The organism is Longimicrobium sp. (assembly GCA_036387335.1).
Lineage (GTDB): Bacteria > Gemmatimonadota > Gemmatimonadetes > Longimicrobiales > Longimicrobiaceae > Longimicrobium.
Genome location: DASVTZ010000048.1, coordinates 15,204 through 35,845 on the forward strand (window position 1 = coordinate 15,204; position 20,642 = coordinate 35,845).

A 20,642-nucleotide genomic window follows, 5' to 3' on the forward strand; every position below is an offset into this window, starting at 1 on the left:
GATAACGGGAGAGGGGGCGGTACCGAATCCCGCGGCCTTACTCCATCGCGATCAGCTGGCTGTAGGCGCCGCCGCGAGCCTTGAGCTCGTCGTGGGTGCCGCGCTCCACGATGCGGCCGCGGTCCAGGACGACGATCTCGTCGCAGTCGCGGATGGTGCTCAGGCGGTGCGCCACGATCAGGCACATGCAGCCGCGGCGGCGCAGGTTGTCGTCGATCTCCTTTTCGGTGATCGGGTCCAGGGCGCTCGTGGCTTCGTCCAGCACCAGCAGGGTGGGGTTGTTCACCAGGGCGCGCGCGATCTCCAGCCGCTGGCGCTGCCCGCCGCTGAAGTTGCGGCCGCCCTCCTCCACCTTCCCCGAATAGCCGCCGGTGCGCGCGCTGATCTCGTCGTGGATGCACGCGTCGCGGGCCGCCTGCACCAGGTCCGCGTCGGAGACGGTGTCGTCCCACATCGTCAGGTTCTCGCGGATCGTTCCCTCGAAGAGGAAGATGTCCTGGTCCACCACCGCCAGGCTGCTGATGAGGGTGCGGCGCGCGTGCCCGGCGCGCGGGAGCCCGTCCAGCAGCACCTGCCCGGCCCACGGGTCGTAGAGGCCGCTCACCACCCGCGCCACGGTGGACTTGCCGCTCCCCGAGCCCCCCACCAGCGCCACCCGGCTCCCGGGCTTGAGGGTGAGGTTGAAGTCCTGGATGAGCGCGGGCTCCAGCCGGCTGTAGCCAAAGGACATCCGCTGGATCTCCAGGTGCCCGTCGAGCTTGGTGCGGTGCGCCTCCTCGTCGGGCGCCTCGTGGGTGTAGCGCACCTCGGCGCGCAGCACGTCGTCCAGCCGGTTCAGATCGCTCCCCACCTCGTGCAGGGTGCTCCCCAGCGCCACCAGCCGGTTGACCGGGGTGAGGAAGGCGAGCATCAGCGCCTGGAACGCCACCAGCATCCCCATGCTCATCTCGCCGTCCATCACCCGCTGCCCGCCCAGCCCCAGCACCAGCGTGCTGCTGAGCGCCATCAGCAGGGTGGGGAGCACGGAAAGGAGCTGCGTCTGCCCGCCCAGCTCCTGCTTGGCGTTCACCACCTTGGCGTACTGCCCCGCCCAGCGCGCGAAGAAGTCGCTCTCCGAGCCGGTGCTCTTGAGCGTTTCGATGTTCATCAGCCCGCCCATGGTGGTGCCCACGGAGCGGCCGTAGTCCTTGGCCAGGCGGTAGCTGAGGTCGGTGCGCCTGCGCGACACCGCCACGAGCGCCACGATGTTGAGGGCGGCGGTCGCCACCACCACGGCCGTCATCCACAGGTCGTAGCCGGACATGAGCACGGCGTAGAACGCCACCACCACGATGCTGAGCAGCGTCGTCGCCAGCTCGCCCGAAAGGACGTGCGCGGCGCGGTCGTTGAGCCCCACGCGCGACGCGATCTCGCCCGGAAAGCGCTGCGAGAGGAACTGCATGGGAAGGTGCAGGACGTGCCAGAAGAAGCGGGTGGAGGCCGTGAGCGACAGCTTCGTCTCCAGCCGCAGCAGGTAGAGCTGCTGCAGCCAGGTGAGCGCGGCCATGAAGAGCGCGGTGACCCCCATGGCCGCCAGGAGCGGCGTCACCCAGTCGCTCAGCCCGCGGATGAGCACGGCGTCCACGTACACGCGTGAGAAGGTGGGCACCACCAGCCCCGGCACCACCAGCGCCAGCCCCGCGAGCACGATGAAGGCGAGCGCGGCGTGCGAGCGCGGCAGGCGGCGACGCAGCGCGCTCACCAGCGAGCGCCCTTCGCCGCCGGGCTTGAACTCGGGCCCCGGCTCCATGACCAGCGCCACGCCCGTGAACGACTCGTCCAGCTCCTTGTCCGACACGACGCGAGGGCCGTACGCCGGGTCGTTGAGGAAGACCCGCCCCCTGGACCCGAACCCCTCCAGCACCAGGAAGTGGTTGAAGTTCCAGTGCACGATCATGGGGAGCGGCATGCGGCGCAGCGCCGCGGGCTCCAGCTTGTACCCCTTGGAGGTGAGCCCGAAGGTGCGGGCCGCGCGCACGATGTTGCTGGCCTTGCTCCCGTCGCGCGAGATGCCGCAGGCGATGCGCAGCTCCTCCAGCGGCACGTAGCGCCCATGGTGGGCCAGGATCATGGCGAGCGAGGCGCCCCCGCACTCCACCGCCTCCATCTGGAGCACGGTGGGCACGCGGCGGCGCCGGGGCGAGGGTGGGGCGTCCTCGCCGCCGGCGCGGCCCCGCGCGCGTTCCAGGAGCGCGGTCATCGCCCGGCTCGCGACGCGAGGTCGGCCGGCCCGGCGGCGCCGATCCCCAGGAAGCGGCGGAGCTGCGGCACCACCAGCAGGATGGGCCGGCGGCGCTCCACCACGATGTTGGCGTCGGCCAGCGTGCCGCTCTGGATGCGGATGGGCGGGCCGCTGGACGACGACCAGCGGTACTGCGTGGCGCTGGCCGCGTCGGGAATCAGGTCGGCGTGCACCTCGTAGGGCGCGTCCTGCCCTGAGAGCGCCGTCACCAGTTGAGCGTTCTTGAGCACGCGCTGCATCCCCTGCGGCGTGCTGGGGAAGTCGGAGGCGTACGTCACCCGACCCAGCAGGTAGCCGTACTCCTCCTTCTTGACCGTGGAGGGGACGATCTGGATCTCCATCCCCGGCTTGATCTTCTTGCCGTGCAGCGAGGGGACGTAGACCACCGCCTCCAGGTTCTTGACCGCCTTGCCGGCCAGGCTCACCGTCATGATGGGCTCGCCGCGGTCCACCAGACCGCCCTGCTCGGCCATCACCTCCAGCACGCGCCCCGTGTACGGCGAGGTCACCTCGGACTGCAGGCGCAGGTCGTTCTCCAGCTTTTCCAGGTTGCGCTCGGCCTCGTGCAGCTGGTTGCGGCTGGCGAGGAGCTCCTGCTCCTTCTGGTTGCCGGCCTGCAGGCTCTCCACGTTCAGCTGCACCAGCTGGCTGCGGTCCGCGCGGATGCGCTCCTTCACCGTCTCGTGCTCCTGGCGGGAGCGGAGGAGGTTCTGCCGCGTCATCAGCCCCTGCTGCACCAGCCGCTCCTCGTTGGCGATGCGCTCGGTGAGCGCCGCCAGCGTGGCCTCGGAGGCCTGGATCGACTGTTCCAGGTTGGTGCGGCGCTGCGCCTGCGAGGCGGCCTGCAGCTGCCGGTCGCGGTCCACGAACGACCCCACGCGGCGGTACTGCCCCTCCAGCTCGGCCACGCGCGAGCGGGCGTTCCTCACCTGCTCGCTCAGCTCCGGCTGCGACAGGCGGGCGATGACCTGCCCCTCGCGGATGGTGTCGCCCACGCGGATGGAGAGGTCGGATACGAGGCCGCCGCTCTGGGCGACCACCTCGTACACGCCGCCGCTGCGCAGCAGGATGGCCTGCGCCGCGATGCGCTCGGGGATGCTCCCCACCACGCTCCACGCGATGGCGACCACCAGGAGCGCCGCCAGCCCCGTGAGCGCCAGCCACCCCTTGGGCGTGGCCACCTGCATGAGCTCGTCGAGCTGGTCGGGCGAACCCAGGCGGTCGAGCGCGACCTTTCGGAAGATGTCCGGCTTGGCCATAACACCGTTCGTGGGCTGATGGTGAGCGGGTGCGCTACTGCCGCGGAGCGGCGGGCGCCCACGACGTGATGCGTTCCGGGTCCGCGGCGGCCTCTCCGTCGCCGTCGCCCAGCAGGGCGCCGGTGTGGAAGCGCAGCTGGGCGACCGCCACCGCGTAGCGCCGCCGGGTGCCGATCCAGCCGAGGAGCGCGCCGGTGCGCCCGTCCTCCACCTGGATGACCTCCAGGAGGGTGGAGGTGCCCAGCTTGAACTTCTCGTTCTCGCTCTCCACCGAAAGCCGGTGCAGCCGCACCGCCTCGCGCGAGATCTCCAGCTCCTCAACGGCGCGGCGCAGCGATTCGGCCGCGAGCGCCGCGTCCAGCGCGATCTGCCGCGTGAGCTCGTCCAGGAAGAGGGATGCGCGCCGGTCCGCGGCGGTGCTCCGCATCACCTGCCCCGCCGCCACGTTGCGCGTCAGCGGCAGCGCGTACGACAGCGCCACCTGCGCGTTGAAGCCGTGCGTGCTGGCGTAGAAGGGCGAGAAGAGCCGCTCGAACTGCGCCCCGCTCTCCAGCCCGGTGTAGCCCACGCCCACGCTCAGGTCCACGCGCGGCGCCGCCTCGCTGCGGCTTCCGCGCAACGACGCGCGCGCGGCGGCCACGCGGCTGCGCGCAGCATCCAGGTCCGCGCGCCGCTGCAGCGCCTCGGCCACGCTCGCCTCCTCGGCGGGGACGGCGGCGGCACCGCCCGGCGGCGCGATGGGGAGCGAGTCGGCCGGGAGCGGCAGCGTGGCGAAGCTCTCCGCGCCGAGCCCCACCGCCCGCACCAGCGCCTGCCGCGCGGACGACACCGACCCCTCGCCGCCCAGCCGCGCGGCGCGCTTGGAGGCCAGGCTGGCCTGCACGGCGAGCCGGTCCGACGCGGGGCGGGCGTCGGCCGCGATCAGCGTCTCCGTCTGCCCGACCAGCGTGCGGGCCCGCTCTTCGGACTCACGCAGCACGTCCAGCGACTGGAGGGCGGCCACGTAGCCCCAGTACGCCGTGACCGCGTCCAGCACGCGCAGCGCCTGCAGCTGGCGAAGCTCGCCGCGGCTGGCGTCGAGCGAGGCGGAGGCGGCGCGCTCGCCGGCGCGCAGCCCTCCCCCGCCCCGCCCCCGCCCCAGCGGCACCAGCAGGTCCAGCCGCGCCACCCCGGTGTTGCGCGTGGGCGCCCCCTCCGCGTCGATCCCCTGGCGGTTGTAGGAGAGGCTGGGCGAGAGCACGAGCCCCGGCCGCAGGCGCCAGTCCACCCCCGCCGTGTAGTCCAGCCCGCGGCTCTGTGTGGTGGAAGGCCCCGTCTCCGCGTTGCCGAGCGAGGGGTTCCCCGCGCGCTCGCTGGTGACGCTGGCGAGCGCCTGCGGGTCGAAAGCGCCCCTGGCCTGGCGGAGCGTGCCCTCCTGCGCGTGCACGTCCCACTGCCCCAGCGCGATGTCCGCGTTGCGGGCCAGGGTGGCGCGGACCACTTCGGCCAGGGTGAGGCGCGGGCCGGGCGGGGCCTGCTGCGCGCGCAGGGGCGCGCTCCCGGCGCCCAGGGCCAGGAGGAGGATGCCGAACCGGCTCGCCGCGTTGCTCATCTCGCACCTGCCCGGAGCTGGGGTATCTTCGTCGGCGGGCATCCCCGTCCGATTCGCCGCATCATCGTTCACCCTCGCGGAGCGGGCGAAGGCCACTGAGCCGCGCGAGATCCGCCCTCGGGTGCATCCCTCGACCGCCTTTCCGTCGTCCCGACGCGCCACTTCGTGGCGGCCGCGCCGCCTCACGCGAGCGGAGCCAGCGCCGGCCGTACGCGCGGGGCGAGCTGGTGCCAGGCCAGCGGGAGCCACGCGGTGAACGTCTCCGGGTAGTCGCGGAGGGCGGCTTCCAGGGCGTCCACCGGGCACCACCGCCAGGCGCCCACCTCGGAGGGGTCGGGAAGCGGCACGCCGCTCCAGACGCCGGAGAATACGTGGTCGAGCTCGTGCTCCACGAGGCCGTTGCCCAGCTCGGCGCGGTAGGTGAAGTGCCCGGCGCCGGCCAGCGCGCAGTCGAAGCCCATCTCCTCGCGCAGCCTGCGGTGCGCCGCATCCTCCACCGCCTCGCCGGGGCGGGGATGGCTGCAGCAGGTGTTCGACCAGAGGCCGCCCGAGTGGTACTTGCCGTCCGCGCGCCGCTGCAGGAGGAGCGAGCCCGCCGCGTCGAAGACGAACACGGAGAAGGCGCGGTGAAGGAGCCCCTCCTGGTGCGCCCGCAGCTTTCCCGCGGTGCCCACCGGGGCATCGTGCGCGTCCACCAGCACCACCTCGCCGTCCAGGTCGCCGTGCATGTCAGACGGCCACGGCGAGCGGCGCCTGGGCGGCCTGGCGCGCGCGATTGCGCACGCCCACCGCCGCGGCCTCGGTGCGCGCGCGCTCCATGTAGCCCCGGAAGACGGCCAGCCACTCCCGCCAGTCGTCCAGCGGCAGGTGCGCCACGAGGGCATCGGCCGCGTCCAGGTGCGCGATGGAGACGTCCAGCACCTTCTCCGCCTCGCCGTCGCAGTAGAGGGCGCGGGCGAACGCGGAGGGCTCCTCCGCCTCGCGCAGCTCAGGCCGGGCGGAGAGGACGTGCCCCACCACCAGCGAGGGGCCGCGCTCGCGCAGGTCCTTGCGCCAGTCCTTGAGGTCGTCCCAGTAGTACGAGGCCATGTCGAAGTGCTCGATCGACTTCGCCAGCGCCTCCACGTTGCTCTGGTCGCCCGCCAGCGCGGCCATCCCGTGCACCACGATGGCGGCGAAGGGAAACTTCCCCTCGGCGATGCGCACGGACATCTCGCGGGTTACCAGTGAGCGGTCCTCGCCGCCGGTGCGCAGCCTGCGCTCCAGCCCGCAGGCGCGGGTGTACAGGGCAAAGGTCTCGCGGAAGCGGTCCCAGAAGGGCGAGTCCGCGGGAAAGAGCCCCTGGAAGAGGCGGTACGCCTCGAACTGCATGGCCACGGCGCGCAGGTAGAGCTGGCCGTGGTCGTAGTTCTTGTGGCCGTCCACGATCTTGTCGGCCATGAAGGCGGACTCGAAGTAGACGCGGCACGCCAGCGCGAAGCGGCTCACCGCCTCCTCGGGCACGCTCGGAAAGACCGGGTGGAGGATGAAGGGATAGGCCTGGTACAGCACTCCCTCGTTCCCCTCGATCCAGAGGAGGATGTCGTCGGGCCAGTGCCGCTGCAGCTCCAGCAGGAGCGGCTCGGCGGCGTTCCGCTTCGCGCGCAGACGGGCGACAGGGGTCATGGCTGGCTCCTTCCGGGTACGTGTGGGTGGAAGCGTCGCCGCCCTGCGCGGCCCCGCGGACCTTGGTTCCGTCTGGCGGACCGAGGCCGGCACGGGGCGCGCGGCGTCCGCGCGCTCCACCGGCCCCCGCTCCCGCCCCAGCCTTTCCAGCAGCCCCGCCGCCGCGCCGAAGCCGTCCCTCGCGCCGAACGCCGCACGCGCGGCGCGGGCACCCCGGCGCAGCGGCTCGCTCGTCATGGCTGCGCCGATCGCCCGCCGCAGCCCCTGGCCGTCCACCTCCGCGGGGACCCCCGCGCCGCAGCCGGCCCTCTCCGCCCAGTGGGTGAGGGTGACGGACTCGCTGCTCACCGGCACCAGCAGGCTGGGCACTCCGTGGGCGGCGGCGCCCAGCACGGCGGTGGTGGTGGATCCGCACACCACCGCCGCGGCGCGGGGGAGCACCAGCCCCTGCGGCACGTGCGGCTCGGCGATGAAGTTGGGCGGCAGCGGCCCGGCGGGTACGTCCATCCGCGCCGTGGAGGCCACCACCTGCACCGGCCCGCAGGCGAGCGCGTCCACCAGCCGGGGCCAGAAGCCGGGCCCGCCGAAGGAGCGCCCCGCCTGCGCGTAGACCAGCGGCGCGTCCGGCGCGGCGAAGCGGGCGCGCAGGGCGGCCCACTCGGCGGCTTCGTCGCGCGGCGGCTCCCACAGGCAGGCGCCCGCCGCGTGCACCCGCGCGGGGAAGGCGGCGAGCTCCGGCTCCAGCCGCGGCACCGTGCGCAGGAGGAAGAGGTCCCCCAGCAGCGGGTGGTCTTCCGGGCCCCACTCGCCGGGGGCGAGGCGGCAGAGCGCCCGCACCTCGTTGAGCAGGCGGAGGTTGTCCACCAGGTGGCCGTGCCGGCGCGACTCCACCTCGCGCGGGGCGGCCGCTTCGCCGCGGCGCGCGGCGGGCCACAGGTACGACGCCGTCCCCATCACGGCCAGCGGCAACCCGCTCCGCTCGCGCGCCACCAGCGCGGACTGGCAGAGCTGGTGCGTCACCAGTACGTCGGGCCGAAAGCGGCGGGCCGCCTCCTCCACCTGCTTCACTCCGAGGACGGCGGCGGGGGCGAGCCCCCACACGCGGATGTCGAAGCACCGCTCGTCGTCGCCGTGCTGCGCCAGGCCCGCCTCGTCCAGCAGCGGCCGCGCGGAGGGGCCGGTGACGAAGGCGGCCTCGTGCCCCCGGCGCCGAAGCTCCAGCGCCATCCCCGCCATGGGGAAGAGGAAGCCCGGGGTGGTGAACGAGCAGAACAGGTAGCGCACGGGTCTCCCGGTGCAGGTCGCGATGGCGCGGGGACCCCCCCGGCCAGCCCTCTCCCCTCAGCCCCTCGAGTGCGACGGCCCACGTTCGTGGTGAAGGCCGGCCCCGTGGGGCCGGCCCCCCTTGCATCACTACTGGATCGACTGCTGCTCTTCGAACGACTTGTTCGTGCCGCAGGTCATGTCCCAGCACCCGCCGGCGGCTTCCTCCAGGCTCTGGTCGTCGAGCTCTTCCACGTCGAGGTCGTCGGCGTTGAGGCTCACCAGCTCGTCTTCGGGCTTGCCCTGATTCGCTTCGCTCATGGATCCACCTCCGAGAGGGTTGAAGGGGCGCTCGCCGGAGCCATGCGCCCCGTCGCGTAGACCGCCCCAGCACTGCTGCTACCCGAAAGCGGAGCCGCTGCCGCAGTCACATTCGCGGCACCCGCCGGCGGGGGCGCCGGCGCGGGGGCTGATCAGCTCGTTTTCCGGCCCTTCCCCGCCGCCCCCGTGGGAGCGGCGGGCCCAGCACCGCCGGGGCCCTGTCACGGACGCCAGCGACTCAGACCGCCCGCTGCTCCTCGAACGAGGAGTTGCTGCCGCAGGTCATGTCCCAGCATCCGCCGGCCGCTTCCTCCAGGTCCTGATCGTTGAGCTCTTCCACGTCGAGGTCGTCGGCGTTGAGGCTCACCAGCTCGTCTTCGGGCTTGCCCTGATTCGCTTCGCTCATGGATCCACCTCAAGGAGAGGGTAGAGGGTGCGCGGCGGAACGTGCTCCGCGGCGGCACCGGGACCCGCGCCCGCCACCGCGGAAGTGCGATGCGGCGGGATCCTGCACTGGTCCGGGCTCGTTCACGGACGTATCTCGAATGGAACCCGGGCTGCTGCTCCCGGGTGCGGAGGGCGGTCTACAGGTCGCAGACGCGCGTGTCCTCCACGATGGCGGCGCCGGCCACGTGGTCCAGGTACGCCTGCGCCACCGAGTGGCGGAAGCGGTCGCCGTAGCCGTCGCAGTAGTTGGAGTAGAACTTCCCGTTCTGCCCCTCGGCCAGCACCGCGCACCCCCCGCCGCAGTGCAGGGCGTAGCGGCACTTGCGGCAGGTGGGGTTGCTGGCGGGGGTGCGGCTGCGCCACATCTTGGTGAGCCCCGCGTTCATCTCCACCCCGCCGTCGTCCAGCACGCGGCCGATGCGCACCTTCTCGTCGCCCGTGCGCTCCCAGCACGCGTAGATGTCCCCGAACTGGTCGAAGATGTACATCCCCGTGTGCGCGCCGCAGAAGCTGCTCTTGAGGTGCGGAAGTCCGTGCGCGCGGTCTTCGAACAGGCGGCGGGCGCGGGCCTGCAGCCCGTCGTCAGGCCGGCCGATCACGCGCATGTCCGGGAAGGCGATGCGCAGGTCGTCGATGGTCTCGTCCAGCTCCCAGGTGGTGGCGAAGCCGGTCTGGAACTTGGCGTTGGCGTTGCCGTGCACCACGCGCGCGGTGTACACCGAGAAGCCGCGCCGCCGGTCCCACCCGCGCGCCACGATCTCCTCGGCCAGCCGCGGCACGTGCAGGATGTTGGTCTTGTCCAGGTTCATGCGCACGGAGACGATGGCGCCCCGGTCCAGGCACAGGTCGATGTTGCGCGCGATCTGGTCGAACGAGCCGCTGCCGTCCGCGTGGATGCGGCGCTTGTTGTGCTCCTCCGGCGGGCCGTCGAGCGTGATCTGCACCGAGGCGATCCCCTCCGGCCCCAGCAGGTCCTCGTAGGCCTCCAGCTCGGTGGCGTTGCTCACCGCCCAGAAGCGCACCGGGCCCATGTCGCGCGCGCCCTTGATGATGTACTCGATGATCGGCCGGTTGACGGCCAGAAAGGGCTCGCCGCCGTAGAAGCCGATGTTGCGCGTGAACTCCACGCCCTCTTCCCAGCCGTGCTCCGCCTCCAGGGTGGGCATGGCGGCGAAGATGCGGTCCACCATCTCCGGGGTGATGACGTTGAGGAGGCGCGCGTACTGCGGGTCCGTGCGCATGTGGTCCTGGAAGCAGTACGGGCAGCGCAGGTTGCAGTTGTAGGTGGGCATGAAGATGTACGACGTGCCCTGCTGCAGGGCGCGCTGGTGCCGCTTCTTGGCCGTGCGCGCGAAGAAGCCCTCCTCTTCCTCGAAGTCCATCACCGTCATGTAGCCGCGCTGCTTCAGCAGCTCCACGGTGCGGTCCGACGGCGCGTACGTGCTCACCGGGCGCTCCGCCGCCGGGTCCGACTTCCACTCGCCGTGCAGCGGCTTGTGCGCGGGCCCCCGCTCCTGCGAGCGGAGGTAGTCGCCCACCGTGCGCGAGACCTTGTCGTAGGCGCCCGTGTAGCCATGCACCAGGAGCATTTCGCCGGCGTCTTCCGGGATGTCCACGTAGATGGTGTAGCTGCTCGTCCGAAGCATGGCGGTCTCCGCTGCGTGGGTGGTCAAGAGAGGGTGAGGGCGGAGCGGCGCTCCGCCGTGTCTTTTCACTCGGGTTCAGCTCACCAGCAGCGGCGCCTCGGCGCGCGGAGCGGCGGGGGCGGGTCCGGCCACCACCACCAGCCCCTGCCCCACCAGCTTGCCCAGCAGGCTGCGTACTGTGTCGCGGTCCACCTGGCCGGCCGCTTCCGCCACCACCCGGGCGATGCTCACCGGCTGGCCCTGGAGGAGCGGCTCCACGATGGGCCGCGCGGAGGGGGCGAGCCGCAGCCGCTTGCCCGCGGCCACCAGTTGCACCCGGCCGTCGGGGGTCTCGGTGAGGGTGGCGTCGCGCGCGGCGGGGAGCTGCACCAGGAAGTCGTCGGTGGGGGGGAGCCCCTCCGCCATGGCGCTCCACGGGAGCCCGGCCGTCTGCTGCGGCCGCGCGCGGCTCTCCAGGTGCGCGTAGAAGCGGTCCACCAGGTCGGGAGTCAGCTGCGCCAGCAGGTCCTGGCGCAGCAGCTCCACGTGCTCCGCGCGCGCCGCCGCCGTGGCGAAGCGCGGCAGGTCCTTGCGCGTGACGGCCGACGCGGCGCAGAGCTGGTCCACCATCCAGAGGAGGAGGTGGCGCCCGTTGTGGACGTCCACGCCGAAGGTGAGGTGCAGCGACGGCTCCTCCATGGGCACCGCCACGTGCCACCACCCGCGGGGGATGTACAGCAGCTCCCCCTCGCCCAGGATGCCGTCCCACACCACCTCTTCGGGCGGCGGGTACGACCCGTCCAGCGCGTGCGAGATGGGGTAGGGCCGGTTGTCGCCGTAGACGCGCCAGTGCTTGCGCCCCGCCACCTGTAGCACGAACACGTCGTGCTCGTCCCAGTGCAGGTCGAACCCCTTGGTGGAGCGCCACCCGGCGTACATGTTGACGGTCACGGGCTCGCGGAAGGCGCGCGAGATGGCCTCGGCCAGCTCCCCGATGGGGGCGTACATCTGGTCGATGCGGTTGATGTTGAGCGTGGCCCCCTCGCGCAGGTGCCGCGTGAGCGCGGACGGCACCACCCGCGGAAAGGGCTGCTCCTGCACGTACGCCGTCCGCGCCACCGGCTTGCCGTCGGTCACCAGCCGCAGCCGCTGCGCGTCGAAGCTGTGCTCCGCCAGGATGCGGTTGAGCGCGTCCCACGGAAGGAGGTCGGCGAACTTCCCCGGCCAGCCCGGGACGTGCTCGAAGCGCTTGCCCCAGGAATCGCGGATGAACTCGTCCACGGTGTGGGGCGCGAAGAGGCGGTCGATCAGCATGCGATGGTTCCAGGTAGCGGGGGCTCTGCGCGACGGGGGCGTACGGTGGGGCGCCGGCGCCGCGGCGGCCCCGTGTCGCCCTCGCCGCGCGCGGCGCGCCGCCGGGCCACCATCGCCTCCACCGCGGCCACCACGCGCCGCGCGTCCAGGCGGTCCCACAGCGCCTCGGCGAAGGCCACGTGGGCCGGGTGGTCGCTCACGCCCCGCCCCAGCAGCGGGTTGTCCTCAGGCTGAAGCGCGATCCCCTCCACGTACGGGTAGTACGCGGTGCGGCTCTCGGGCGTCATGGAGGTGAAGAGGACCACGGCCGGCACGTCGAAGGCGTCGGCCAGGTGGTAGGCGCACGTGTCGGTGCTCACCACCATGTCCGCCCGCGCCACCAGGTGCGCGAAGTGGTCGAAGGTGCGCGAGTGCGCCGACCAGTCCAGGAAGCGGGGATGGTCCACCGCCAGCGGCACCGCGCTCGCCACGCGCCACCCGGTGAGCTCCAGCAGCTCGTGGACGAAGCGGGCGGCCCGCTCCGCCGGAAAGGTGCGGATGGGGGTGGAGCTCTGCGGGTGGAAGAGGAGCACCGGCGCGCCGCCGCCGTCCGCCGCGAGCCCGTTCGCCAGCTCCGCCGCGACGGCCGGCGACGGGGGGAACGACATCCGCTTGCGCGACGCGGGGACGGCGCGGGGGTCGAGCCCGCAGGCGTCCATGCAGATGTCTACCCAGTGCGCATCGGCCGTTACGCGCTCCCCCGTGAGATCCAGGTACGCGTCGTAGCCCGTGAGGAGCTGCACGGGTGCGGGAAGAAAGTGGATTCCGTCGATCAGGCCGGAGCGGCGGAAGAGCGCTTCCGCCTCGGCGTTACATCGGTGCTGCACCAGGTCAAGCGTGACCTCGTCGAAGCGCGCTTCCAGGGTGGCGCGCAGCTCGCGGAGGGCGCAAAGGCCCAGCAGTGTGTCGCCGAAGGCCAGGTGGAGGATGTTGACGACGGCCACCCGCACCGCGCGCCGCCCCTGGAGCAGCTCCAGCGCGCTCGCCAGCGGCGCGAACTCGCCGGTGGCTCCCAGGCGTCCCACGCGTGCCGGCATCCCGCGCTGCGCCAGCAGCTTGGCCTGCGCCCCGGCGGAGAGCACCTTGAGCACGTCCGGGCATCCGCGCGCCCGCGCGCGCCTGGCGTACTCGTTGAGCGCGCCGAAGAAGACGGGCGAGTTGGCCAGGTGCACGTCGCGCCCGGTGAGGCGCCCGTCGCGCGGGGCCTCCAGGCGGAGGGCGAGCTCGCCGGGGGCGGCGGGGGGCGCCTCTCCCGCGGGGTGGATGGAGTACACGGAGACGTCCGACCCGCGGCCGTAGTAGCGCACCCGCACGTCCAGCGGCTCGGTGACGTAGAAGAGCGTCGCCGAACGGGCGTCCGGGGGGAGGACGCCCGCGGAACGCCTCGCACCCCGTTCGAGCGTGTCTGCTGTGCCGGCGGGGCGAGCGTTCATCCTGCTTCCTGGCGGTGCGGAGACCGGGACGGGGGACCGAAGATCGGTCGTGAAGGGCGTGCCCGGCGGGGGTGCGCCCCAGGCACGCGGCCCTGGCACGACATCCCTACTGAGCAAGATAGATCCGAAAAAACGTTCTTCAAGATACCGTTCGAACGGAAACGGGCGCCGAACAAACGTCGCGCTCCGGGCCATGCGGGCGGCGGCGCGTCTACTCCGCGCCCCTTCCCAGCATGCCCGTGACTCCCCCCAGCCAGGGGTTGATGACCCGCCGCCTGCGCGCGCGCTCGTCGGTGTCGCGGCGGGGCGCGCGCAACACGTACTCGCGGATAACGGGAAGGATGCGCTCGTCGGCAGGCCTCCACTCCACCTCCGGCAGCAGCCCCGCCGGGATGGGCGCGTGAAGGATCTCGCGCGTCAGCCGCAGCGTCACCGCCACCAGCTTGGCCGCGTTCCAGGCGCGCGCCGTCGCCTCCACCCGCTCCCAGTCCACCCGCGGCTCCGCGCGCGCGGCCCAGGCGATGTCGCACAGCTTCTGGACGGTGATGTTGAAGCCGTGGTGAAAGGAGGCGTGCAGGCACAGGTGGAGGAGGAGGTCTTCGGGCGAGAACGCCAGCAGCTCCGCGTCGTGGAAGCCGGCCGGCCGCACCCGCGCCCACAGGTCGTCCATGCGCAGGGTGAAGGGGCTCGCCGGCGGTCCGCCCCCGCGCGGGTGCCCCACCGCGTCGATCGACCAGTGCAGCTCCACCTCGAGCTCCCCCTCCTTCTGCATGGGAACGAGGTGGTGGTTGCACGCGTACACCGGCTCCAGATGGGGGTGGTTCTCCGGACGGTAGCCCAGCTCCAGCAGGACGCGGTACGCGCGCTCGATGTCCGGGCGCGGCACCAGCAGGTCCACGTCCTCCATGCAGCGGAAGGCGGGGTCGCCGTACACGCCGCGCGCCAGGTACGCCCCCTTGAGCACCACCGCGGGGATTCCCGCCCCGCCCAGCTCGCGGGCCACTTCGGCCAGCCCCCGGTACATCCGCGCGTTCGAGCTCGAGGTGGCCGCGTACGCCTCCTCCATCGCCCGGGCGGCGGCGGGGGGCACCGCCAGCCCCGGCTCGTCGGCGAGCCGCGCGCCCACCAGCGGGGCCACTTCGTGACGGAGCGCCCGCGCCACCAGCACCTCCCATTCGGCGGCGGTCAGCGCGGCGAGCCGCTCCACGAGGGGCTCACCGGCTCGCAGCGACAGGCAGGCGGCCAGCAGGTCGCGGGGAGTGCCGCCCGCCACGTCCGCGTCCACCGGCTCGGCCAGCAACGGGATCTGCGCCATGGGGATACCTCTGTTTCGGTGGCCGGGTCACGCATCCCAGCCGCGCGGGCGGAGGGGGGCGGGAGCAAGAACTGGGGCGGGGCTACACTCATTGATCGTCGGGAGGAGGGGTGTGTCGCAAGCCACCGTTCGAACGGCGTGGGGCACCGAACGAACGCCCTACGTTGGCCGCGGGGCGCACGGAATCCGACGCTCGACACGGGGTCGACCGTCCTTTGTGGAACGAGCGTGCGCGCGCCGCACGCCCGCCCCGCCACGCCTTCCCACCCCGCCCGATGCGCCCCTACGACGCGGACGAGTTCGGCACGCTATTGCTGAAGCCGGACGGTGTGGAGTGGGGGATGGAGGGGGAGATGGCGCTGGCGTCGCTTCAGGCCTGATCCGCCGGCGGGTCAGTGCAGACGAGCATCCAGGGGCGGTCGGAGACACGGGTGAGGACGACGGTGGCGGCGCGGGCGCCGGTGAGCTTCAGCTTGCGCTGGATCTCGTCCACGTCCACCGCCGAGCCGCGCTTGCGGATGTCCACCACGCCGATGCCCGCCTCGCGCAGCACGTGGCGGAGCTGCTTGAGGTTCCAGGGGAGCGACGCCTCCACCCGCAGCGTGCGCCCGAACGGGGTGCGCACGTCGCGGTCGCAGGAGAGGAAGGCGATCTGCTCGTCGATCTTCCAGCAGTCCAGCGAGCGCGCCAGCTCTTCCACCGTGCCGGAGCGGGTTACGGCGGGGTCGGGGTCGATCAGGTAGTCGCCGGGCAGGCGGACTTCGACGGCGGGGCCATCTTCCGGCACCAGCGTGTCGCCGGAGGGGAGGAGGGTGGCGCGGCGGGCCACCGTGGACAGGGCGGGCGACCAGAGGACGGACTCCTTGAGCTCGCCGCCCTCGGACACGAACTCCACTTCCCAGCCGTCCGGCGCCAGCTCCAGCGGAAGTCCGGGCGCGGCCTTGATGCCGAGCGCCGTGCCGCGGGCGGCGAGGTCGAAGCACCATTCCAGCGACGGCTCGCCGCTCCCCGTCTGGAAGCGGCGTCCGCCGGCGCGGCGGGCGGGGTCCACGAAGGCGGCGGGGATGCCATCCAGCGAGAGGTCGCGCACGTCGGCGCAGACGCACTCCACCGACGCGCCCACGCCGTTGGCCTCCGCGTTTATGCACGCCAGCCGGCTGTGCACCGGGTCCAGGTCGGCGGCCAGCACCGAGCGCCCCTCCGCCAGCGCGATCAGGTCGCCCCCGATGCCGCTGCACAGGTCGGCCATGCGGTCGAAGCCTGCGTAGCGGCGCGCGTGGTTGCGCGCCATCCGCTCGGTGGAGGCCTGCTCCAGCGCGGGCGCGGTGAAGTACATCCGGTCCGCGTGGGTGAACTTCGCGCGGGCGCGGGCGCGGAGCTTCGCCTGCCCCACCGCGGCCTGGACGAGCTCCGGCGGATGCTTGTCGCGCAGACGCATGATGAGGCGGATCTCGTTGGCTGCCGTCAGCGGCTCCGCGGCGAGCTCCGCCATGAGCTCCTGCCCGGCGGGCGCCAGCAGCGCGCCGATCCACCCGGTCGGATCGTCCATCGGAGTCGCCTCGTGCGTCAGGCCGGCTGCTTCCTGTCCGACCCGCCGCCGAGCCGGGACAGCACCGCCTCCTGCTCGGCGGCGCGCTGCTCCAGGCGCGAGCGCTCCAGCACCAGATCGGTCACTTCCACGCTCACGCTCAGCACGCCGTTCACCCGGCCGTCCACCGAGAAGAGGGGCTGGTAGCTGAAGTTGAAGAACCCGTGGTGCAGGGTTCCGTCGCCGTTGCGGTCGAAGGCGATGGGGACCTCGCTGCCCTGGAACGGCTCGCCGGAGGTGTACACGCCGTCCAGGATCTCGAACAGCCCCTGACCCTCCAGTTCCGGGAGCACCGAGCGGACCGTCTTCCCCTCCAGGTCCCGTCCACCCAGCAGCTGCCGCGCGAACTGGTTCACGATCTCCACGCGGTGGTCGGGGCCGCGAATGACGCTGATGGCCACGGGCGCCAGGTCGATCACCTCGCGCACCGCTTCGCGCACCGTCTCCTGCTGCCGTGCGCGGGTCACGTCGGTGACGTCGCGCATCACCAGGAGGATGCCGTCGCCGGAGGGGATGGCCGTCACCTCGTGCCAGGCGTAGCGCGGCGGGTGGAAGACCTTGAAGTGCCGGGCCAGCCGCCCCGTGGCCACCGCGCGCAGGTCCCGCTCGGCCGGCGAGCCCACCAAGTAGGGAAAGATCTCCCACCACCCCTGCCCCACCAGGTCCGCGCACCGCTTCCCCAGCAGGAGCTCGGCGCGCCCGTTGGCGTACGCTACGCGGAACTCAGCGTCCAACCCGACCACGCCATCCGACACGTGCTCGAGCGCGTCCTCGATCTTCATCTCGTCCCTTTGACTTCGTGGCCCGCAACGAGACGCGAAGTTGGCCCCGCGGGGCACCGGGGGCAAGGGCGGGCCCCCCGCGCGGAGGGTGTCGCCGGTCCGGCCCCCGACTTGCCATCACCCCGGCGTCCGGCATCGGCGGGACCGAAATCGATCAACGGAGTGAACCAGTGGACATCAAGGTATTGCCGGGGAGCCGCTCCCCTTTGGGCGCTACGTGGGACGGCGAGGGAGTCAACTTCGCCCTCTTCTCCGAGAACGCGACGGACGTGGAGGTCTGCCTGTACGACCCGGCCGACCACAACGTGGAGACGGCGCGCGTTCGCCTGCGCGACACCACGGCGCACGTGTGGCACGGCTACATCCCGGGGCTGAAGCCGGGGCAGCCGTACGCCTTCCGCGTGGAGGGGCCGTACGAGCCGGCGCAGGGGCTGCGCTTCAACCCGCACAAGCTCGTCCTCGATCCCTACACCCGCGCCGTCGCCGGCAAGGTGGACTGGGCCCCGGAGGTCTTCGGCTACCCCCTGGGCGACCCCGCCGAGGACATGGCGCGCGACGAGCGCGACAGCTCCGCGCAGATGCCGCGCGGCATCGTGGTGGACCCGGCGTTCGACTGGAAGGGCGACCGGCGGCCCCGCACCCCGTGGCACCGCACGGTCATCTACGAGGCGCACGTCAAGGGACTCACCGCCCTGCATCCTGACGTGCCTGAGGAGCTGCGCGGCACCTACGCGGGCGTGGCGCACCCGGCCGTCGTGGAGCACCTCAAGTCCATCGGCGTCACGGCGCTGGAGCTGCTCCCCATCCACGACTTCGTGGACGACGGCTACCTGATCGACAAGGGGCTGACCAACTACTGGGGGTACAGCACCCTCAACTTCTTCTCGCCGGACGCGCGCTACTCCGGGAGCGGCGACCGCGGCGGGCAGGTGAACGAGTTCAAGGAGATGGTGCGGGCGCTGCACGCGGCCGGCATCGAGCTGATCCTGGACGTGGTGTACAACCACACCGCCGAGGGGAACCACCTGGGGCCGACGCTGTCGTTCAAGGGAATCGACAACCCCACGTACTACCGGCTGATGAAGGACGATCCCCGCTTCTACATGGACTACACGGGGACGGGCAACTCGCTGAACGCGCGCCACCCGCAGGTCATCAAGCTGATCAACGACTCGCTGCGCTACTGGGTGCAGGAGATGCACGTGGACGGCTTCCGGTTCGACCTGGCGTCCACGCTGGCGCGCGAGGAGCACGCGGTGGACCGGCTGTCGTCGTTCTTCGACGTGATCCACCAGGACCCGGTGCTCAGCGAGGTGAAGCTGATCGCGGAGCCGTGGGACATCGGCGAGGGCGGCTACCAGGTGGGGAACTTCCCCGTGCTGTGGACGGAGTGGAACGGCAAGTACCGCGACGACGTGCGCACCTTCTGGCGCAGCGAGCCGGGCACCATCAACGAGATGGCGTACCGCCTCACCGGCTCCAGCGACCTGTACGGCGACGACGGGCGCAAGGCGTACGCGAGCATCAACTTCATCACCGCGCACGACGGCTTCACGCTGCACGACCTGGTGTCGTACAACGAGAAGCACAACGAGGCCAACGGCGAGGAGAACCGCGACGGCCACGACCACAACATCTCCTACAACTTCGGCGCGGAAGGGCCCACCGACGACCCGGCGATCCTGGCCGAGCGCGAGAAGCAGAAGCGCAACTTCCTGGCGACGCTCCTCCTGTCGCAGGGCGTCCCGATGATCTGCGGCGGCGACGAGATGGGGCGCACCCAGAACGGCAACAACAACGCCTACTGCCAGGACAACGAGATCTCCTGGCTGCACTGGGACCTGGACGAGAACAACCAGGACCTGCTGGAGTTCACGCGCCGCGTGGCGACCCTGCGCCGCGAGCACCCGGTGTTCCGGCGCCGCCACTTCTTCCAGGGCCGCAAGATCCGCGGATCGGAGCTGGAGGACATCCGCTGGCTGCGCCCGGACGGCGAGGAGATGACGGACGAGGAGTGGAACAGCGACGTGCGCGCGTTCGCCATCCTGCTGGGCGGCGACGCGATGATGGAGTGGGACGAGCAGGGCGAGCGGGTGGTGGACGACACCTTCCTCCTTCTCTTCAACGGCGCACCGGAGCCGGCCGCCTTCACCCTTCCGGGCACCCCCACCCCCGCGAACTGGGAGGTGATGGTCGACACCAGCCGCCCCGCCGCGGAGCAGGAGCCCCGCAAGCAGGCCCCCCAGTCGTCGCTGGAGATGCCCGGCCGGTCGATGATGGTGCTGCGGAGGCTGGAGGAGCGGTAGGGGGCCCTCACCCCCGCTCGTTCCTCGCTGCGGCCCCCACCCCCCGGCCCCCTCCCCCGCCTGCGGGGGCGCAGGGCGGGTGAGGGGGAGAACACCTGTCCGCCATGCGCAGATTCGGTAGGTAGGGGCGCGATTCATCGCGCCCGTGCCTGCCGCCACGCCAACGCCCGCCGCCGCAAACCGCCACCCGGTAGGGGCAGACCTGCGTGTCTGCCCTCCCTTCTCGCCCCGCAATCCCGACTACGCGCGCCGTGCCCGCTGTTCCACCGTTCCGCCGCTGTCCCCAATGGCGCTCTGCGTAGCGACCCGCCACATTTCCGGCGCGGGCGAGGGCAACGCAAAATCACGCGAGGAGCAATGAATCTGGAGATCGTAGGCGCCCTGATGGATTTCGGTTCGGGGCGCCGTGGGGTGGACATGGGGCCGAGCGCAATTCGATACGCGGGGCTGCAGGAGCGGCTGGAGGCGCTGGGGCACACGGTTACGGACCGCGGCAACATCGGGGTGCCGCCCAGCGAGACGCTGCAGACGGGCGACCCCAAGCTCAAGTACCTGGAGCCGATCCTCTCCGTCTGCCAGCGGCTGGCGGATCAGGTGGCGGAGAGCACGCGCCAGGAATCGGTGACGCTGGTGCTGGGCGGCGACCACGCCATCTCGCTGGGGAGCGTGTCCGGCGCGACGCGCGGGCGGAACCTGGGGCTGATCTGGCTGGACGCGCACGGCGACTTCAACACGCACGAGACCACGCCCACCGGCAACATCCACGGAATGCCGCTGGCGGCGCTCTGCGGGATCGGGCACGAGCACCTGGTGACGCTGGGCGGCACCGCCGACACCACGCCCAAGATCCTCCCCAAGAACGTGGCCGTCGTGGGCGCGCGCGACCTGGACACCACCGAGCGCGACCTGATGCGCGAGGCCGGGATCGCCGTGTACTCCATGGAGGCCGTCGACCGCTACGGCATCGGCGAGGTCATACGCCGCGCCATCGACAGCGCGTCCCTGGGCACGGACGGCATCTACGTGAGCCTGGACCTGGACGTGATCGACCCGATGTACGCCCCCGGCGTGGGCACCCCGGTCCCGGGCGGCCTCACCTACCGCGAAGCCCACCTCGCCGCCGAGATGCTGGCCGAGACGGGCCGCATCGTGGGCCTGGACCTGGTGGAGGTCAACCCCATCCTCGACCGCAGCAACGCCACCGCGGACCTGGCGGTGGAGCTGGCGTTGTCGGCGCTGGGGAAGCGGGTTTGGGGGACGGTGTAGGGGGGAAGTGCGTTAGTGCGTGAGTGCGTTAGTGCGGAACGGCGGAGGAGCGGGCGCGGGAAGGCGGGGGTCGGCGTGCGGGCGGGCACGGGCAGCCACGTGGGGCTGCCCCTACGAATTCGGGGTGCTGGGGCAGGCGGTGGTGCG

15 protein-coding genes are annotated in these 20,642 nt (G+C 72.1%); 2 read left to right on the forward strand and 13 right to left on the reverse strand.

Translation table 11 applies throughout. The annotated features are described in order from the left end of the window. Positions 1–37 precede the first annotated feature (37 nt). From VF647_04495 to VF647_04555, 13 genes are all read right to left on the reverse strand, one after another. Complete coding sequence (locus VF647_04495; GenBank protein ID HEX8451333.1) at positions 38–2,239, reverse strand: NHLP family bacteriocin export ABC transporter peptidase/permease/ATPase subunit; 2,202 nt, start codon at positions 2,237–2,239, stop codon at positions 38–40. Then, a complete protein-coding gene (locus tag VF647_04500) occupies positions 2,236–3,540 on the reverse strand; it encodes an NHLP bacteriocin system secretion protein (protein HEX8451334.1) in 1,305 nt (434 codons plus the stop codon). The genes VF647_04495 and VF647_04500 overlap by 4 nt, the downstream gene beginning before the upstream one ends. 34 nt (positions 3,541–3,574) lie before the next feature. Continuing rightward, a complete protein-coding gene (locus VF647_04505) occupies positions 3,575–5,131 on the reverse strand; it encodes a TolC family protein (protein HEX8451335.1) in 1,557 nt (518 codons plus the stop codon). Between the two features lie 182 nt (positions 5,132–5,313). Beyond that, complete coding sequence (idi, locus tag VF647_04510; GenBank protein ID HEX8451336.1) at positions 5,314–5,859, reverse strand: isopentenyl-diphosphate Delta-isomerase; 546 nt, start codon at positions 5,857–5,859, stop codon at positions 5,314–5,316. A 1-nt stretch (position 5,860) separates the two neighbouring features. Next, entirely contained in the window at positions 5,861–8,080 is a 2,220-nt protein-coding gene (locus tag VF647_04515) for a hypothetical protein (GenBank protein ID HEX8451337.1), read from the reverse strand. Positions 8,081–8,209: 129 nt separating this feature from the next. Then, the gene (locus tag VF647_04520) at positions 8,210–8,380 is read right to left on the reverse strand and encodes a hypothetical protein (protein HEX8451338.1); all 171 of its coding nucleotides are present in this window, start codon (positions 8,378–8,380) and stop codon (positions 8,210–8,212) included. A gap of 238 nt (positions 8,381–8,618) precedes the next feature. Next, positions 8,619–8,786, reverse strand: a complete 168-nt coding sequence (locus VF647_04525) for a hypothetical protein (GenBank protein HEX8451339.1) — start codon at positions 8,784–8,786, stop codon at positions 8,619–8,621. A 178-nt stretch (positions 8,787–8,964) separates the two neighbouring features. After that, positions 8,965–10,473 (reverse strand): radical SAM protein, encoded by a 1,509-nt coding sequence (locus tag VF647_04530; GenBank protein ID HEX8451340.1) that lies wholly within the window; start codon positions 10,471–10,473, stop codon positions 8,965–8,967. 75 nt (positions 10,474–10,548) lie between these two features. Then, on the reverse strand, positions 10,549–11,766 hold the full coding sequence (locus tag VF647_04535; protein ID HEX8451341.1) for a cupin domain-containing protein: 1,218 nt from the start codon (positions 11,764–11,766) through the stop codon (positions 10,549–10,551). Further along, a complete protein-coding gene (locus VF647_04540) occupies positions 11,760–13,238 on the reverse strand; it encodes a glycosyltransferase family 9 protein (protein ID HEX8451342.1) in 1,479 nt (492 codons plus the stop codon). Before VF647_04540 ends, VF647_04535 begins: the two co-directional genes overlap by 7 nt. A gap of 211 nt (positions 13,239–13,449) precedes the next feature. Further along, positions 13,450–14,553: a nucleotidyltransferase family protein gene (locus VF647_04545; GenBank protein HEX8451343.1), complete on the reverse strand. Its 1,104-nt coding sequence runs from the start codon at positions 14,551–14,553 to the stop codon at positions 13,450–13,452. Between the two features lie 370 nt (positions 14,554–14,923). Then, positions 14,924–16,102, reverse strand: a complete 1,179-nt coding sequence (locus VF647_04550) for a class I SAM-dependent methyltransferase (GenBank protein ID HEX8451344.1) — start codon at positions 16,100–16,102, stop codon at positions 14,924–14,926. A gap of 17 nt (positions 16,103–16,119) precedes the next feature. After that, the gene (locus VF647_04555) at positions 16,120–16,923 is read right to left on the reverse strand and encodes a PAS domain-containing protein (GenBank protein HEX8451345.1); all 804 of its coding nucleotides are present in this window, start codon (positions 16,921–16,923) and stop codon (positions 16,120–16,122) included. 170 nt (positions 16,924–17,093) lie between these two features. On the opposite strand from VF647_04555, the gene glgX reads away from it, so the two are divergent. After that, a complete protein-coding gene (gene glgX / locus VF647_04560) occupies positions 17,094–19,229 on the forward strand; it encodes a glycogen debranching protein GlgX (GenBank protein ID HEX8451346.1) in 2,136 nt (711 codons plus the stop codon). A gap of 357 nt (positions 19,230–19,586) precedes the next feature. After that, the gene (rocF, locus tag VF647_04565; GenBank protein ID HEX8451347.1) at positions 19,587–20,495 is read left to right on the forward strand and encodes an arginase; all 909 of its coding nucleotides are present in this window, start codon (positions 19,587–19,589) and stop codon (positions 20,493–20,495) included. Positions 20,496–20,642 lie beyond the last annotated feature (147 nt).

Coding starts and splice junctions, on each gene's coding strand:
- VF647_04520 (HEX8451338.1), bottom strand. CDS start 8,380: ATGAGCGAAGCGAATCAGGGCAAGCCCGAAGACGAGCTGGTGAGCCTC.
- VF647_04525 (HEX8451339.1), bottom strand. CDS start 8,786: ATGAGCGAAGCGAATCAGGGCAAGCCCGAAGACGAGCTGGTGAGCCTC.
- VF647_04505 (HEX8451335.1), bottom strand. CDS start 5,131: ATGAGCAACGCGGCGAGCCGGTTCGGCATCCTCCTCCTGGCCCTGGGC.
- VF647_04535 (HEX8451341.1), bottom strand. CDS start 11,766: ATGCTGATCGACCGCCTCTTCGCGCCCCACACCGTGGACGAGTTCATC.
- rocF (HEX8451347.1), top strand. CDS start 19,587: ATGAATCTGGAGATCGTAGGCGCCCTGATGGATTTCGGTTCGGGGCGC.
- idi (HEX8451336.1), bottom strand. CDS start 5,859: ATGCACGGCGACCTGGACGGCGAGGTGGTGCTGGTGGACGCGCACGAT.
- VF647_04555 (HEX8451345.1), bottom strand. CDS start 16,923: ATGAAGATCGAGGACGCGCTCGAGCACGTGTCGGATGGCGTGGTCGGG.
- VF647_04500 (HEX8451334.1), bottom strand. CDS start 3,540: ATGGCCAAGCCGGACATCTTCCGAAAGGTCGCGCTCGACCGCCTGGGT.
- VF647_04550 (HEX8451344.1), bottom strand. CDS start 16,102: ATGGACGATCCGACCGGGTGGATCGGCGCGCTGCTGGCGCCCGCCGGG.
- VF647_04545 (HEX8451343.1), bottom strand. CDS start 14,553: ATGGCGCAGATCCCGTTGCTGGCCGAGCCGGTGGACGCGGACGTGGCG.
- VF647_04540 (HEX8451342.1), bottom strand. CDS start 13,238: ATGAACGCTCGCCCCGCCGGCACAGCAGACACGCTCGAACGGGGTGCG.
- VF647_04530 (HEX8451340.1), bottom strand. CDS start 10,473: ATGCTTCGGACGAGCAGCTACACCATCTACGTGGACATCCCGGAAGAC.
- VF647_04495 (HEX8451333.1), bottom strand. CDS start 2,239: ATGACCGCGCTCCTGGAACGCGCGCGGGGCCGCGCCGGCGGCGAGGAC.